The organism is Meridianimarinicoccus aquatilis (assembly GCF_004358675.1).
Lineage (GTDB): Bacteria > Pseudomonadota > Alphaproteobacteria > Rhodobacterales > Rhodobacteraceae > Meridianimarinicoccus > Meridianimarinicoccus aquatilis.
In genome coordinates this window covers 73,047-91,732 of record NZ_SMZO01000008.1, presented here as the reverse complement: position 1 = coordinate 91,732, position 18,686 = coordinate 73,047, and the positions used below count along the sequence as shown (strand labels likewise).

General features: G+C 59.5%; 2 protein-coding genes. Both read left to right on the top strand.

Going from position 1 to position 18,686, the window contains the following annotated elements; all coding sequences use genetic code 11:
* Window positions 1-105 precede the first annotated feature (105 nt).
* A complete protein-coding gene (locus E2L05_RS05305) occupies window positions 106-17,763 on the top strand; it encodes a beta strand repeat-containing protein (protein ID WP_133341858.1) in 17,658 nt (5,885 codons plus the stop codon).
* Complete coding sequence (locus tag E2L05_RS05300; RefSeq protein ID WP_133341857.1) at window positions 17,676-18,509, top strand: Ig-like domain-containing protein; 834 nt, start codon at window positions 17,676-17,678, stop codon at window positions 18,507-18,509. Before E2L05_RS05305 ends, E2L05_RS05300 begins: the two co-directional genes overlap by 88 nt.
* Window positions 18,510-18,686: the final 177 nt, after the last annotated feature.

Here is an 18,686-nt window from a genome sequence, read left to right as displayed (position 1 = left end):
GAACAATGTTGCGTCTATCCTGATTGCACGATGCGCCATCGCTTTGTCTGGCTCGAGCGCAACATCAGTTTCTGAACCGCACTTTTGACGGGGAAATTGATTGCAATGAACACGCCGCTTACACCAGAAGAACTTGTCAACAGCTTCCGCGTTGGTGAACAAACCCAGCCTTCTATCACAAGCCTTGACGACGGCAGCTATGTTGTTGTCTGGACCAGCGCAGGTCAGGACGGCAGCGGCAATGGTGTGATTGCCCAGAGGTTCAGCGCCCAAGGCGAAAGAATTGGCCTTGAAACGGTGGTCAACACCGATCGCAATGGCGCGCAATCTGATGCCAGTGTGGCAGGCACGGCGGATGGTGGCTATGTCGTTGTCTGGACTGGTGTTGACGATAACGGCACGGGCGTTCTGGGGCAGCGCTTTGATGCCCAAGGCGCAGCCGTGGGTGGCGAATTTGCGGTTCCGACAACCACCCTTGGCACGCAATCCGAACCAACAGTGGTTGGCCTGCCAGATGGTGGTTTTGCTGTTGCGTGGTTCAGCGATTATGGGGCGGGCAATGTGTATGTGCGAAACGTATTCGCGCAAGTGTACAATGCCAGCGGCGCGCCCGTGGGCGGCGAATTCGCGGTCAATAGCACAGGGGTCGCAACATCGGCTCCTCAAGACAATCCGTCGATTGCAGCGATAGAACCCGGGGCGGCACCCGGCCTGCCCGGCGGCGGTTTTGTGGTCGTTTTCGAAACGCCGGGCGATATACGCGCGCAGCGCTTCGATCAGGCAGGTGTGCAGGTCGGCCCGGAATTTGCCGTAAACACAACGCTCGGCGGGACTCAGGAAGCCGCTCGGGTCACCGGGTTGGACGGTGGCCGGTTCGTCGTAACTTGGAATGACCAAAATGGCCAAGATGGCAGCAGCTATGGTGTGTTCGCGCGTGTATTCGAAGGTGATGGAACCCCAGTCACCGGTGAAATTCAAATCAACATAGAGACGTCATCGGTCCAGTACGAACCTTCGATTGCTGCTACAGACGACGGTGGTTTCGTTGTCACATGGTCTGCGTTTAACTCGGCCGGTTCGGGCGATGGCAGCAGCTATGGCGTGATCTCGCGTCGCTTTGATTCTGATGGCGTTGCTTTGACCGGTGAAACGGTCGTCAACACCGAAACGTTGGGCAATCAAGACAACTCTGTCGTGGCGGCATTGCCGAATGGGGCTTTCGTGGTTGCATGGCGCAGCGACACCAGTGGGTCCGCGGGCGACGGAAGCGGCAGTGCAATTGCGCAGCGTTTGCTTGGCGATCCTGCGAGTTTCACAGCCGCTTCGGCCCGGCCCGAGGTAGAGGCGGTGAACTCCACCCGCGTCTTGAGCGAAGCCGACCTGAATGTCGCCGCTCAGAGGATCGACGCAGATGGGGCTGCCGCGGTGTCTGATATGGACAACGCGGATTTTGCCGGGGGGCGTTTGATCGTCGGTTCGTTGTCCCAATCCTTGCAAGAAGATGACTTTGCGCCGCAAGATGCCTTTGGGCAGGATGTTTTCGGTCTGCTGACCAGCGGGGCGGTTTCTGTTTCAGGCACTGCGGTGAGTGTGAACGGAACCGTTGTCGGGACGATTTCGTCGCCGGGCACAGATGGCTTGCCGCTGATCATCGACCTGAATGCGAACGCCACGTCCACAGCCGTTGAGATCCTTGTTGAGAACCTGTCCTATCGTAACCTGTCGGACGATCCGCGCGAACAGATGTCATTGGCCATTCAGCTTGAAGATGGTTCTGGTTCGGCAAGCACGCCGATTGTGGTCGATGTCACCATCACGCCCGAAACTGACATTGATGGCCGTGTGCGCGGTGAAACGCGGGTAAACACGGTCACGGAAAATGCGCAACAGGCCCCGGCGGTCGCAACGCTGGCGGATGGCGGCTATGTGGCGGTGTGGCAGTCCACCAATCAGGACAATCCGGGTGACAACAATGTTGGCGTCTTCGCGCAGCGCTATGACGCGAGCGGTGTTCCCACTGGATCGGAGTTTCAGGTCAACACCACCGTGGTATCTGGCCAGCGCACCCCTGATGTGGCTGGGCTGACCGATGGCGGTTTTGTTGTCGTTTGGGATGACGATAACATCAGCGGTATCCGGCTGAACCGCTACGATGCGTCGGGCGTGTTGACGGTGACTGAACTTCAGGTCGAAACCGAAAGCTCGTCCAGCCAAGTCACACCCAAGGTCGAAGGGCTTACCAACGGCGGATACATCGTCACTTGGGTGTCCAACACGTCTGGGGCGGCAGGTGATGGAAGCGGCACTGGGGTCATAGCCCAGCTGTTCAACGCTGGTGGGGCCGCTGTCGGCGGTGAGATTATCGTCAATCAGCAGACAATCGGGGCTCAAAGTCAGCAAGAGGTCGCAGCCCTGAGCGGGGGCCGTTTCGTTGTCACTTGGACCGATAGCGATGTGGCAAACGGCGACGGATCTTCATCGTCGATTGTGGCACGCATTTTTGACGCAAACGGCACACCGGCGACAGGTGATTTCACTGTAAACACCACAGCGGCGAACGCACAAAGCCAATCCGTCATCGCAGCGTTGAATGGCGGCGGCTTCGCAATTGCGTGGCGGTCAGAAGCGCAGGATGGCAGCCAAGGAGGGATCTTCGTCCAGCGCTTCAGCGACACGGGCACGCCAATCGGGGGAGAGGTGCGCGTCAATGACAGCACGTCGGGCGACCAGACCGATCCTGCGATCATTGCCCTAGATACGGGCGGTTTCGTCGTGTCCTGGACCGACACCACCACACCGGCACCCGGTAGCGGCTCTGACGTATTCGCGCAGGTTTTTGATGCGGATGGAACGCGCCTTGACAGCGAAGTTCTTTTGAACACCGAAGTTGATGCAACGCAGGACCAATCTGCCATGACCGCGCTGCCAAACGGCAATTACGTGGTTCTGTGGCAGTCCGATGCATCAGGGACGGCTGGGGATGGATCGTCCGACGGTATTTTCCAACAATTGGTCGGTGATCCAGCCGAGCTTACGGCATCGGCGGCGCCGGTGGTTTCGGGCCTTGCGCAAGGGGTCGTTCTGACCGAGACGGCGGCCAATGCCGGTGCGCTTTTGTTCCCGGCAGGCGCTGCATCGATTGCGGATTCAGATACAACCGATTTTGGCGGCGGTTCACTGACACTGCGGCGCGTCACCACGTCTGTGGACATCCTTGATTACAACGCACCGGATGACGTGGCGCAATTCAACCTTTCCGTGCAGACGGGTGGCCGCGTCGGGCTGAATGGCCCCTCCACGTTGACGGTTGACGGAACAGATGTCGCGACGATTGCGGAAGATGGGCAAGCCGGGAATGATCTGCGTCTCGTGTTTTTGCCCGGCACGGATGCCAATTCCATTGAGACGCTTCTAAGCGCGCTGACCTACACGACCGTGTCGGATGACCCGGCAGCCCAGAGCACATTTTCGCTCAGCGTGGTTGATGGCCAGGGTGGGGTCACTGCGCCGCTGGTTTTCACGCTTGATGTGACGCCAGACCCCGAAGCGGATGCACCAACCCCGGCGGGCGGCGAAACGCAGGTCAACAGTTTCACTCCAGGCGCTCAAGACGAACCGGATGTTGCGACATTGAACGATGGCGGCTGGGTTGTCGCCTGGACATCGAACGACCAGGACAGCAATGGCGACGGTGTCTTTATGCAACGCTATGGGCCGGATGGGTCACGCGCTGGCGGCGAGATTCAGGTTAATTCTACTGAAGCGGGCGCACAGCAGCGCGCGTCGGTCGCATCTCTGAGCGACGGCGGCTGGGTCGTGACGTGGGACGGCAATGGCGTCGGCGACACGTCGGGCGTGTTCTTCCAGCGTTACGACGCAACTGGAGCCGCGCAAGGGACAGAAACACTGATCAACGCCGGGGATACTGGATCGACGCAAGACAATGCGTCTGTGTCAGGTCTGCCAGGCGGCGGTTTCGCGGTCAGCTATGACGCCTTTGGGCTGGACGGCAGTAGCAACGGCGTTGGGATGAGGATTTTCGATGCTGCCGGCGCACAAGTGGGCACCCCGGTCATTGTGAACACAGAAACGTCTTCTACGCAGAACGACAGTGACATCGCGGTTCTGGCCGACGGGCGGATCGTGGTGACATGGAGTTCAGTCACCTCTGGCACCGCCGGTGACGGAAGTTCAGGCGGGATCTTCGCACGGGTGTTCAGCGCGACAGGCGTGCCAACCGGTCCGGAATTCCAGGTGAACAGCGAAACCGCCGGGTCACAAGATTCCCCGTCAATCGGTGCAACCAGCGATGGCGGCTTTGTCATCGCATGGTCCGATGGCAGCGGGCAGGACGGATCAGGCACAGGTGTCGCAGCGCAGCGTTTCGGCTCTGACGCCCTTCCGGCAGGTGGTGAATTCGTCGTCAACGAGCAGCGGAGCAATACGCAAAGCGAGCCAACTGTAACCGGCCTGAGTGACGGGCGCTTCGCGATTACGTGGACGGATTTCGTAGGGACGGATGGTGTTTTCGGCCAAATCTACTCGGCGACCGGCGCGCGCCTTGACGGGCAGTTCCAGATCAACACGACCACCGACGGTAACCATCGGCTCCCCTCCATCGCGGCGCTTCCTGATGGAAACATGGTTGCCGTCTGGCAAAACAGCGTCGGCGATGGGTCCGGCAATGGTGTGTTCCAGCAGATCGTCGGTGATCCGTCCGACTTTTCGCTGGACTCGGCCCCCGTGATCGACGGGTTGTCGACTGATGTGACCCTGAGCGAGGCGGATGTGAACGCCGGTCTGACCCGGATCGACGCGGATGCCACAGTTGCCGTCGGTGATCTGGACAGTGCGAATTTTGATGGTGGTCAATTGGCCATCAGTATCGACGAGGCGTTCAACACGATTGAACAGTTCGCGGGCCGCGATGGGGTTGCACAAGACCAGCTTGGTTTGGTGACAGGCGATGTGGGTAATGGTGATGTGACGCTTTCGGGCAGCGGTGTGGGGTCGACCGTGTCGGTGGACGGCACCGTTGTGGGCACCATTGCGTCCGACGGCGCCGACGGTCAGCCTTTGATCATTGACCTAAACGCCAGCGCCACATCCGAGACGATCGAAGCGCTGCTTGGCAACCTAGGCTATTCAAATCCGTCCGATGACCCGTCACCTGTGCGCCGTGTCCAAGTGGACCTGTCGGATGGTGATGGAAATTCCGCACAAAGCCAGTTCGTGGATGTGACGGTTGCGCCTGATGCAGACAGCACATTTGTGGCCGGACCTGACCGAATTGTGAATGCGCACCACAATTCCGAACAGTCACAGCCGGATGTGGCAAGCTTGACAGATGGCAGCACTGTTGTTGTCTGGCGCAGCTACGATCAGGACAGCCAGTCTACCTATGGGATTTACGGCCAGCTATACGATCCTGCTGGCGTCCTGACCGGGACGGAATTCCTGATCAACAGCACGGTAGCAAGCAGCCAATACGAACCGACCGTCACTGCGCTCAGCAATGGGGGGTTCGCCGTCGCGTGGCGTGATGACAGTGGCGATACGTCAAGCGCGCGAGTGGCCGCGCAGGTCTTTGACGCCTCTGCAACTGCGGTTGGCGGCGAAATCCAGGTCAACACAACGACCACCTCGGCACAGGGTGATCCAGCCATCGCGGGATATGTGGATGGTGGGTTCGTGGTTGCCTTCTATTCCGACGCTGGCGACGGGAGCGTGGACGCGGTACTGAGCCAGCGCTTCGACAACGCGGGGATCCCTGTCGGAGCCGAGCAAGTGGTAAACGTTGCCAATACGTTGGGGAACCAAAACCAGCCTGCGGTCGCCACGCTTGTGGACGGGTCCGGTAACAATGACGGCCATGTGGTCGTGTTTACGTCTGCCACCAGCGGTGCGGATGGCGACGGTGATAGAGACGGTGTGTTTGCCCGCCGCTACGACGCGGCTGGAAATCCAATTGGTAATGACGTTTTGGTCAATGACCTGACCGCAGACGACCAGTCCGAAGCAACTGTGACCGGTTTGACCGGTGGCGGATATGTCATTGCATGGACAGATGATGTCGCCGATGGCAGCTTGGGCGGTGTATACGCGAAAATCTATGATGTTTCGGGCACGCCCGTCGGAAGTGCCTTCCGCGTCAATACATCGACGTCAAGCACCCAAGCGGATCCCGATGTCGTGGCGTTGTCTGATGGCGGGTTTGTTGTTGCGTGGCGAGATGATAGCAGCCGCGACGGGTCCGGTGCCGGGATTTTTGGCCAACGTTATGATGCGACGGGCCAGCGGATCGACGGCGAAACGCAGATCAACCTTGAGTTCTCGTCGACACAAAGCGAGCCTGCATTGGCCGCGACCGCGGATGGCTTTACCGCTGTTTACACCGCGACAACATCCGCGGGGTCCGGGGACGGCAACTCGACCGGTATTGCCTTGCGCCGTTTTGAATCCATCCCCGCGACCGACACAAGCCCGCAGGTCGAGGATTTTGAACTCTACAAAACCCTCTATGCCAATGATGTGACGACGGGTCCCCGTGCCTTGGACAATGGCGTCGCGATTGTCGATCCCGACGGGGGAACATTCGACGGCGGTGTGCTGGAACTTTTCTATACGAAGCCCAGTACTGCGTTCGATCAGTTGTCGGTTCTTTCAAGCGGCCCGGTGACCATCACGTCCGGGACCGAACTGCGCGTGGATGGCACCATCGTCGGCACTATCGATGCGACTATGGACGGCACGAACGGTGCTGGCCTGCGGATTGATCTTGTCGCTGCGGCGGATGCGGCGGCAGTGCAGCTTTTGGTTGAACATCTTGCCTATGAGTCCACCGATGCGGCCGCAAATGTTTCGTCCACGAACCGGTCCATTGGCCTGACTCTGACCGACGGATCCGGCGGACGAAGCGAGCCACAGTCGATCCATGTTTCAATTTCTTCGGGCAACGATCCGGCAAGCGGGCTGAGCTTGGGCGATTGGGGTCTGACAGAGAACCAACAGGAAAGAGAGCTTCCAGGGACAACGGAGACTGCGTTGATTGCGCAACCGCTGGTCATCGATTCCGATGTGGATTTCGATGATTTTGCAGGGACCACCTTCAATGGTGGGTATGTCCGAATAACCAACGTCTTCTCCGGTGCAACAACACAGCAATTGTCCGTCCTCGATCAGGGCACTGGTGCGGGACAGATCGGCTTTGACGGTACCAGTGTCACCTTTGGTGGCACCGTGATTGGCACGGTGAATGGCACAAGCACGGGTATCGATGGCGCCGCGCTTCAGATTGATCTGACCGCTGCTGCAACGGCGGACGCTGTGGAAGCCTTGGTAGAGTCGCTCACCTATCAGCTTACCGGTGGTTTCAATTCCACAACGGCCGGTTGGGACGTCGTTGTGCGCAATGGGGCCGGGGCGCAGACACAGTTCAACCGGGTCACTTTGCCAGTCGACCGTGACATTGTGGATATTGCGCCGGCATCGGGCGAAGAACAGCAGGTCAACACCTTCACCCCGAATGCGCAGGACGATGCACAGGTCGCAGCCTTGGCCGGTGGTGGCTATGTGTTTGTCTGGAAGTCGGACCGGCAGGAAAGCCCGAACGCGCAAGATGGCGTTTTTGCGCAGATTTACGATGAATTCGGCCAGAAGCAGGGCGCAGAGTTTCGTGTGAATGATGCCGCATTGGGCGCACAGAACGAACCGGTCGTGATTGGTTTGTCGACGGGCGACTTTGTTGTCGCATGGTCAGACAACAACGGGCGCGATGGCAGCGGGGTAGGTGTGTTCGGGCAGCGGTTTGATGCCGTGGGCACCGCTCAGGGCGCCGTTATCCAGATCAATGACGAGACTTCATCGACCCAATCCGAGCCTCAACTTGCATCCTTGGACTCGGGCCGCTTCATGGCGACTTGGGTGTCGAACACATCTGCCACGGCGGGAGATGGGAATGGCACCGGAATCTTCGGGCGGGTCTTTGACGCCGCAGGTGCGGCAGAAGGGTCTGAATTCCAGATCAATACCACGACCCTGAGCACGCAAAGTCAGCCGAGCATGGCAACATTGCCCGGCGGTGATGTCGTTGTCATTTGGACGGATTTTGGCGGGGAAGATGGCGCAAGCGGTGGCATCTATGCTCAGCGCGTGGAGTCCACTGGGGCACTTGTCAGCTTTGACGGAACCACCTTGGGCGCGGCCGAAACGCTGATCAATACCACAACGGCCGGAAGCCAGTCGAACCCGTCTGTTGCCGTGCTGGAAACCAGCGCGACCCTGCCTTCGGGTGGGTTCGTTGTGGTTTGGCAAGGGCCGGATGCCAGCAGTGAAGGTGTTTTTGCGCAGATTTACGATACGACCGGGGCCGCGCAGGGCAGTGAGTTCGAAGTGAACACGCAGACCGCGTCGGTGCAACAATTTGCTGCTGTGATCGGGCGACCGGGCGGCGGCTTCACGATCGCATGGGAAGACTCAAGCGGCGTGGCTGATCCCAGCGGTGTCGGGGTCGTTGCCCGTGACTACGCGGCAGATGGCAGTGCGCTTGGTATTGCCTACTTGGTAAACTCCGAAACCAGCAGCACGCAGGCGGGGGTCACATTGGCCACGCTGACCAATGGCACAATGGTGACCGGATGGCATTCTCAGACCTCTGCAACCGCCGGGGATGGATCATCCAACGGTGTGTTCCAGAAACTGTTTGATGCTCCTGCACGTCCCGCCGGGGCCGAAGCGCCCGTAATGGTTGGGTTGCCCGCCGACGCCAGCTTTGATGAGGCGGCGATCAATGGAGGGCCGCAACTGATTGACACCGATGGTGTTTTGTCGCTGACAGATGCGGACTCACCCGATATGGACGGCGGGCGCATTTTGCTGGCCCGCGTCGTGACCACTGACAGCGCGCTGGCTGGTCAACTCGGGTCAGAAGCCGGGCCGACGGCTGACGCCTTTGGCGTTCTTGCAGGCAATGGCGTGACTGTGGCGGGTACTTCTGTCTTGGTGGGCGGAGTGACGGTCGGGACGATCAGTGCCGCTTTGAACGGTCTTGGCGGCGCGGATCTTGCTATTGATCTGGGCGCTGGTGCGACACCGGAACGTGTCGAGGCGGTTCTGTCGCGCCTCAGCTTCGCGTCGACCTCACAGAACCCCGCTGACAGCCGCTCCGTCATCGTTCAGGTCAGTGACGGTGATGGTGGCTCTGTCACGAGTTCCCCAATTGTATTGACCGTTACCCCAGAACAGGATCGCACCGCGCTTCCTGTCGAAGGCGAATGGCAGGTCAATACACAAACCGAAAACAACCAGTTCAGCCCGTCTGTCGCTGCGGTGTTCGACACATCCGGCACCCAGATCGGTACGGTGTCGGTCTGGGCAAGCACAGGTCAAGATCGGTCACAGGACACGGGCAACGGCGTTTTTGCCCAGCTGTTTGATTTAAACGGTGATCCGGTCGGTTCAGAATTCCGCATCAACAGCCATACCGAGTTTGGGCAAGAGGCGCCCGTGGCAACCGGCCTGCCGACAGGTGGGTTTGCCGTGGCTTGGGTTGATACCAGCTCGGCCAACCCAGCGGCCGAAGCGGCCGGACAATCCAGTGGGAACGAAGTCATTGCGCGCGTTTTCAATACGGACGGGACCCCGGCCACGGCTGAATTTCTGGTCAATGATCAGTTCAGCAGCACTCAGTCCGATCCTGCAATCACCGCGACCGCAGCGGGCGATTTGATCATCGCGTACCGCGATGACAGCGGTGCGGATGGAAGCGGGGCTGGCGTGTTCCAGCGCGTGTTTACCGATACCGGCGTTGCAGCAGGGCCGTCCGTGCAGGTCAATTCACAGACGTCATCAACCCAATTCGAGCCGGCCGTTGCCGCACTTTCGGGCGGTGGCAGTGTCGCTGTCTGGACGTCGGTCGCTTCCGCGCCCGCGGGCGATGGTAACAGCAACGGTGTCTTTGCACGCTTGTTCGACGCAGCAGGTGCCCCGGTCGGGTCTGAATTTGCAGTGAACACGACCACGGTTGGCGACCAGTATGAGCCAACTGTTGCTGCTCTTGCTGGCGGTGATTTTGTTGTGGCCTGGCGCGATAACAGCGGCCTAGACGGTAGCGGCTCGGCTGTGATGCTTCAGCGGTTCACGGCCGCAGGCAGCCCGGTTGGCGGCGAAATCCGCGTGAACGAAGTGACGGTCAATTCCCAATATGACCCTGAGATCGTGGCGCTCACCACTGGTGGTTGGGTTGTCGTTTGGACGGATAATTCCGCCGACGGGTCGGGCGAGGGCGTCTTTGGGCAGGAATACGCCGCCAACGGCGATCGTGTGGACGGCCAGTTCCAGATCAATACCGAAGTCAGTTCCAGCCAGAACGCACCTGTGGTCACAGCGTTGCCGGGCGGCGGGTTTGTGGTCAACTGGGTGTCGGCGACCTCGGGAACGGCGGGTGACGGATCTTCAAGTGGTGTCTTCCAGCAAGTGTTCAGCAGCAGCGCTGCCACATCGGGCGCACCCGTAATCGTTGGAATTACGGACCTGAACCTCACGGAAAGCGCCGTGAATGCAAGCGCGCAACATATCGCGGAAACCATCGGACTCGGTGATGCAGATAGCGCCGATTTTGCTGGCGGCGTTCTGACCGTGTCCATGGTAGAAAATGCGACGGTTCAGGCGCAATTCGCCGCGCCAGATGACTTTGCGCAGGACCAGCTTGTGCTGATCCCGTCAGCGCAGGTTACCGTTGCCGGGACGACCGTTCGGGTGAACGGCACCGATGTGGGGACAATCGGGTCAGATGGCGCAAATGGTGCGCCGCTCGAGATCACGTTCAATGCGTCAGCCGACGCGAATGCGGTCAAAGCGGTCGTGCGGTCGCTTGGCTATGCCAATACGTCCGACGATCCGACAACGACGCGGGAAATCGCGGTGCAGTTGACCGACGGTGATGGCGGCGCAACGCGTCAGACGCTGAATATCAGCATCGCGCCCGAGACCGATGGCGGTGTCGCCGTTGGCGGCGAAGCGCAAACCAACAGCTTTACCATCGGCGAACAGACCGACAGCCACGTCGCCGCGATGGCAGATGGCGGCTATGTCATCGTGTGGACGTCGACCAATCAGGATGCGACTGGCGATAATGACCAGGGCGTCTTTGCACAGCGGTACGACGCAGCAGGCGCACCGGTGGGCGGAGAGATCCTAGTAAATACGACAACAGTGGGCAGCCAAAGCGATGCCGAAGTCGTGGGCCTGGGCAATGGGGGCTTCGTTGTCGCGTGGCGTGACACATCGCGGGTCAACAGTGACCACTTTGATACGGAAATCGTGTTTCAGGTCTTCGACGCAGCGAATGCGAAGGTTGGCGGCGAAGTGGCCCATGACAGCCCGGTTACGCGAAGCCCGTCTGCGCCGGTGCTAGAAGCGTTCGATGGTGGCGGTTTCGTGATGGTGCATCAGGCGCTGCAACGATCCACTTTCCAATCGGATCGGATTGTGGGCCAACGCTATGACGATCAGGGCGGCGCTGTCGGCGCAGAGTTTGAGATCGTGCAAGCAGGTGCAAACGGCCTCGCGAACCCCGACGTCGCGGCGCAAGCTGACGGCACCTTCGCGGTGGTGTTTCAAAGCAACTTCATCGACAATCCCGGCGTCAACGATGCGGGTGTCTTCTTGCAGCGCTATGCGGCGGATGGCACCGCGACGGGCCTTCCGACTTTGGTCAACACGACCGTTCGTGCATCGCAATATGAACCGCGTATCGCTGCTTTGGATGGGGGCGGCTATGTCGTCGTGTTCCGGTCTGACAGGGGCGATGACTTTTCCTATACGACCTCACCCGGGGTCTATGCGCAGCAGTTTGATGCGTCCGGCGTTCCTGTGGGCACGCAGTTCCTTGTGAACAGCGTCGTCAACGGAAACCAATACCAGCCGGACGTGGCAGCCACACAAGGTGGCGGATTTGCGATCACCTATTCCGACAGCAACGGCACTGACGGCTCGGGCATCGGGGTATATCTTCAACAATATGATGCAACCGGGGCCCGCATCGATGGGCCGGTCCAGGTCAACGAAGAATTCTCGTCCAGTCAAAATGAAGGCAAAATAGCCGCGCTTCCGGATGGCAATTTTGTGGTGTCCTTTACGTCGCAGACCAGTGCCGGTGCGGGCGACGGAAGCGGCAACGGGGTCTTCCATCGGATTATTGGTGATCCAACGGACTTCAACTTCGGGCAGGGTCCTGTGTTGGCAGGGGTGAACCGCACCGTCACTTATGCCGAGAATACGTTGAATGGGCTGCCGCAGCTGATTGACGCGAATGCGGCGGCGGCGGTTTCGCATCCGACAGCCACAGATTTCGCGGGTGGGTCAATCCTTGTCTCCAACTTGATTTCATCGGCGCCACTTATCAATCAGATCAATGCGCCAGATGACCTTACGCAAGACCAGCTTGGCCTGCGCCAAACAGACAGGATCAGCATTAGCGGCGTCGCGGTCAGCATCGACGGCGTATTGGTGGCGAGCATTGTGCAGAACGGCCAAAACGGTTCTGTCTTTGAACTGAGCCTGACCAACAATGCGACGCCCGAATTGGTCGAACTGCTGGTCGAAAATCTGACCTATCGCAACATTTCCGACGATCCGCTGCCGACGCGTGAGTTGCGCATTCAGGTGACGGATGGCGACGGTGGGGCCTCTGATCCGCAACTGGTCACGATCAACATAACACCGACGCCGGATGCGGCTGTTGCCGTGGGCGGCGAGCGTACGATCAACACCACCGACACCGGGTCTGAGGCGGCGCCAAAAATTGCCGGACTTCCCGGAACTGGGGGCGACTTTATCGCTGTGTTCGAAAGCAGTGGCGCAGATGGGTCCGGCACCGGGTTGCTGGCGCAACGCTTTGACAGTCTGGGCAACCCTGTTGGGCGCGACGGAACCGGGCTCGCCGATGGGGTAACCGACGAATTCCGCGTCAACACAACAAGCGTGAGCGGAACCCAAAGCGACGCAGACGTAGCGGGCTTTTCGACCGGCGGCTTCGTGGTCGTCTGGAGCGATCAAACCATCGACGCAAGTTCGACCGGCGTTGCGGCGCAAATCTTCAACCCTGACGGCACGCTGAGCGGCACAGAATTCATCGTGCCATCGCTGACGAGTTCCACGCAGAACAACGCGTCTGTTGCCGTTCTGAGTGATGATCGCTTTGTGGTGACGTGGGAATCCGTCAATTCGGCAGGGGCGTCGGATGGCGACAATCAAGGTGTTCTGGGGCGTATTTTCGACGCCAGCGGCACCGCGTTGGGCCAGCAGTTCGTGGTCAACACCACGACAGCAGGCAGTCAGGGTGACCCGTCCATAACCGCGTTGAATGATGGCGGTTTCCTGATCACATGGGAAGACAGAAGCGGCGCGGACGGCGACGTCAACGGGATCTTTGCCCAACGCTATGACGCGACCGGTCTGGCGCAAGGCACGGAATTCCAGATCAACACGACCACAGCCAGCTCACAGTCGGATCCGGTGATAACCGTGCTGGTCAATGGCGACATTGTCGTGGCGTGGGAAGACAACACGGCTGATCAAAGTTCGACCGGCGTTTTCGCGCAGATCTATGGCGTTGACGGCACGCCGGTCACAGAAGAGTTCCGGGTCAACGATCAGCGCATTTCGTCGCAATTTGATCCCGTCATCACGGGTTTGGATACCGGCGGGTTCGTGATCGCGTGGGTTGACAGCAACGGCACTGATGGCAGCGGCCAAGGCGTGTTTGCGCAGCAATATGATGCGGCAGGCAACCGGCTGGATAGTCAGTTTCAGGTCAACACGACGTTCCTGAGCACGCAGAACCAGCCCGACATCACGGCACTGCCCGGTGGTGGCTTTGTTGTTGCCTTCAACGGCTCAACGCTGTTGCAGGTCTATGGCAACGATGCACCGGTGCTCTCACCAATCAGCGCCACGGGTGTCGAAGATACGGCGATTGTCTTGGACGCATCCTTGTTCGACGCAGGCTTCTCTGACCCCGATGGGAACACGCTTCAGGTTATCCGCATCGATACCTTCCCCAATGACGGGGTGATCACCCTGTCGGGCACGCCAGTATTGGCCGGGCAGGAAATCGTTCGGGCAGACCTGCTTGCGGGCAATCTGGTTTACCTTGGAAATCAAGACTTCAATGGGGCAGACAGCTTTCAGTGGACCGGGTCGGACGGCATTTCCTTCGCTCCGACAGCGGCTTTGGCGGGTATCACGATAACGCCGGTCAATGATGCGCCCGGCCTCGAAGCCGGGGCGGATACCACCATCGGCGAAGGCGTGGCCTTGTCGCGGCAATTGCAACTGACTGACCCGGACGTCGATAGCCGGACCTTCACGGTTGATTTCGGCGATGGCAGCGCGGCGCAGGTCTTTACAACTTCGGACCTGACACCAACCTTGTCGCGGTCCTATTCAGCTGAGGGTGTCTATACCGTTACAGTGACGGTGGACGACAATTCTGGCGCCGCCAACGCAGTTGAAACCGACACATTTGTCGTCACGGTCGAGAACGCGGCCCCGATCTTGGGCAGCGACAACTTCACCGTAAGCGAAGACGGGCCGGCCAACACGGGCAACCTGCTGGCCAATGACGTTGATCCCGGTGGTGACGCGATCACCGTTTCTGCTGTGGATGGTCAGTCGGCAAATGTCGATGTGCAGATCACTCTGGCCTCTGGCGCGCTGCTGACCGTAAATGCTGATGGCAGCTATAGCTATGATCCGAACGGGCAGTTCGAAGGCTTGGCTGATTTCCAGTTTGGATCTGACAGCTTTAGCTACACGGCGACGGATGGTCTGCTGAACGCAACACGCAGCGTAACCGTGACGATTGACGGCCAGAACGACGCACCGGTGGCAGCGGATGATGGGGCCAGCGTGAATGACGACGCGACCGTGACCCTGAATGTTCTGACCAACGATACTGACGTGGATGGGAACACCGTTTCCGTGACCGGCTTTGACGCGTCGGTGAGCGCTGTCACCGATCAGGGTGGCGGTGTGTTCCAGGGGACTGTGACCGCGACGGGCGCGCTCGTAACACTTGATACAACGACCGGCGATGTCACCTATGATCCGAACGGGGCCTTTACCGGCTCGGGAGCCGACAGCTTTGGCTATCTGGTCAGTGACGGTCGTGGCGGCACAGATAGCGCCACCGTTGACATCACGATCAACGGCACCAACCAGAACCCAGTGGCGGGCGATGATCTTCAGATCGTGACCGAGGATGTGAATGTGGCCGGCGCGCCGCTTTTTGTCGGGTCGACCGGACCGGACAGTGACCCCGACGGCGATGCGATTTCCGTTGTGTCCGTGAACGGGCTTGCGGCCAATGTCGGCGGGTTCATCACGTTGGCTTCGGGCGCGTCACTGCGGGTGAATGCCGGGGGCACGTTCGATTATCAGCAGAACGGTGTGTTTGACGGATTGGGCATGGGAGAGTCGGCCAATGACGGCTTTACCTACACCATCGCCGATGGAAATGGGGGGTCCGACAGTGCATCGGTAACCATCCGCATTGATGGTGCGAACGATGCACCGCTGGCATTGTCAGATATCGCAAGCACCGATCAAGACACGGCAATCAGTGGCGGCAATGTGCTGACCAATGACACGGACCCAGATACCAATGATGTGCTTACAGTGGATCTGGTTGGCGGATCTGCTCTGGCACTTGGTGTGCCAACGGCGGGCAGCGCGGGCGGCCAGTTCACGATCAATGCAGACGGCACATTCGACTACGATCCGAATGGTGCGTTCGACGACCTGGCGCAGGGCGATACGCGGCTTGATGCGATCAGTTACCGCGCATCCGACGGCAATGGTGGCACAAACCCGGCTGTTCTGACCGTTTCGGTGACCGGTTTGAATGACGCGCCAGACGCACTCGACGACGCATTTTCGGTCGGCAAATCCGCAGTGCTGACTGGTTTGTCGCTGACCAACAATGACATTGATCCTGACACTGGCGATGTGCCCTTTGTCACGCTGATCGATGGCGCCGCAGTGGTCGGGACCCAGATCACTCTGGGCTCGGGCGCGCTGTTGCAAGTCAATGCCGGGGGTACGTTCAGTTATGATCCGAACGGGCAATTCGACAGCTTGCAAAACGGTCAAACTGCAAGCGAGAGCTTTACATACACGATCAGCGATGCCCGTGGGGTGACGGACACAGCGACAGTGACGCTCAGCATCACCGGGTCCAGCACTGCGCCGGTTGCATTGGATGACACAGGCACCACCGACGAAGACAGCACAACCGGTATTGCTGTCCTGGGCAATGACAGCGATGCAGATGGTGATACTGTCAGCGTGGCGACAATTGCAGGACAGGTCGCGACTGTTGGCGTTGCGTTGGCATTGCCATCCGGCGCACTGGCCACGCTGAACATTGATGGCACAGTCACCTATGATCCGAATGGTGCGTTTGACAGTCTCGCGCCGGGTGGGCCGTCTGGGTCAGACACATTTGTTTATAGCATCACAGACGGCAACGCAGGCACTGATACTGGCAGCATCACGGTCACGATCACGGGTGTGAACGATGCGCCGACCGCCTTTACCGATACCGTTGCCATTTCCGAAAGCGCCAGCGTTGTTGTCGACGTTCTGGCCAATAATGGCGGCGGTGCGGATAGTGACCCTGATGTCGGCACCGTTCTGGTGGCCGATCAGCTCAATGGTGGCAGCCTTGCCATCGGCAATTCAGTCTTGTTGCCTAGCGGGGCGCTTGTCACGCGTGATGGCGACGGGACTTTCACCTATGACGCAAATGGCGCGTTTGAGGCTCTGTCTGCCGGTGCGGCCGATACAGACAGCTTCACGTACCGACTTTCCGATGGCGATGGTGGAACCGACACAGCAACCGTGTTGGTGAACATCACCGGAGAGAACGACACCCCGGATGCGGTGGATGATCTCTTTGGTGTGGCTGTGGATGGGACGCTTAACGATACAGTGCTGACCAACGACACCGATGTCGACACTGGCGACACGTTGAACGTGATTGAGGTTCAGGGCGCAGAATCCGGACTCGGGAACGCTGTGGCGACCGATAGTGGCGGGCTTGTGACGCTGAACGCAGATGGGACCTTCACCTACGATCAGAACGGTGCGTTCACGGGATTGGGTGTCGGGCTCACGGCGTTTGATACGTTCAGTTATACCATCAGCGACGGCAATGGTGGCACTGATATCGCCACCGTGACCATTGCGGTGGGCGGGTCCAACCTTCCGCCAGTTGCCAATGCTGATGCAGCGGTTACGCCAGAAGACGGCCCGGCGATCGTCATAAATGCGACGAGCAATGACACCGATGGTAATGGCGATACTTTGACTGTCACATCGCTTGACGTGACCGGCACGCTTGGTCTTGTGACGGACAATGGCGACGGCACGTTCGGGTACGACCCCAATGGCGCGTTCGAGGCGCTGGCCTTTGGCGAGACGGCGACGGATACGTTCAGCTACACGGTGGATGACGGGCAGGGCGGCAGCGACACGGCGGTTGTCACGGTGACGATCAACGGGGCGAACGATGCGCCAGTTGCGTCGGCTGTTGCGGCGGCGGCAAACGAGGATGGCCCCTCGGTTGTGATCGCGGCGTCCTTCACCGACATTGATGNGGCGCGTTCGAGGCGTTGGCCTTTGGCGAGACGGCGACGGATACGTTCAGCTACACGGTGGATGACGGGCAGGGCGGCAGCGACACGGCGGTTGTCACGGTGACGATCAACGGATCTGACGAAGGGACAACAGACCCGGATCAAGTGCTGATCGGCGGCAACCGGGACGACGTTCTTATAGGCGGGACAGGCAATGACACACTGATCTTGCGCCTTGGCGAGGATAGCGGCACCGGCGGGGCCGGAGCGGATACATTCCGTTTTGACGGGCGCTATGCAGAACCGGGAGACACCCACACGATCACGGACCTGAACTTTGCCGAAGGCGACATAATCGAGTTTCGTGCCTTCGCGGGACGTACCAACATTACCTCGCAGGCGGATTTGCAATTCTATGTCGACAATGGCTTTGCATCGGTAACACCGGGTTCCGGTGGTGCGCTGAATGTGACCATGCAAGGGTTTGCGGACAATTTCGGTTCGCTGGATGGAACGTTCATTGGCAGCCGCAGAGACGATGTGTTCAACGGCGGGGCTGGAAATGACAGTTTCAACATGCGCTTGGGTGACGACACTGCCACTGGCGGCGGTGGGGCCGATACGTTCATTTTCGATGGGCGCTATGCGGGCAATGGCAGCAATCACACCATCGTCGACCTGGACTTCTCGGAAGGCGATGTGCTGGCATTGCGGCGCTGGATCGATGGGTCCACGACTGAAATCGGCGACGCGGCTGCGCTTGCGGCGTTGGATGCAGAAAGCTGGGCCAGTGTCACGACCACCGGCACAGGCACTGAACTGGAGTTGACCAACAGCCTTGGCGAAACGCTTTACGTGTCCATTGCCTGATACCTTTGTTTAAGCGGCACCTCTTCGTCCGTTCAGGGCGGTGAGGGCCGTTCACAATGGGCGTGGCAGCCTGCTGCGCCGTCCTCCCGGATGGCGTTATTGGCTTTCAATTACGCCCCACTACCTGCTGGTTCCGAAACTTATACTGTCACCTCTTATAAGAAAGCGAGGGCAGCC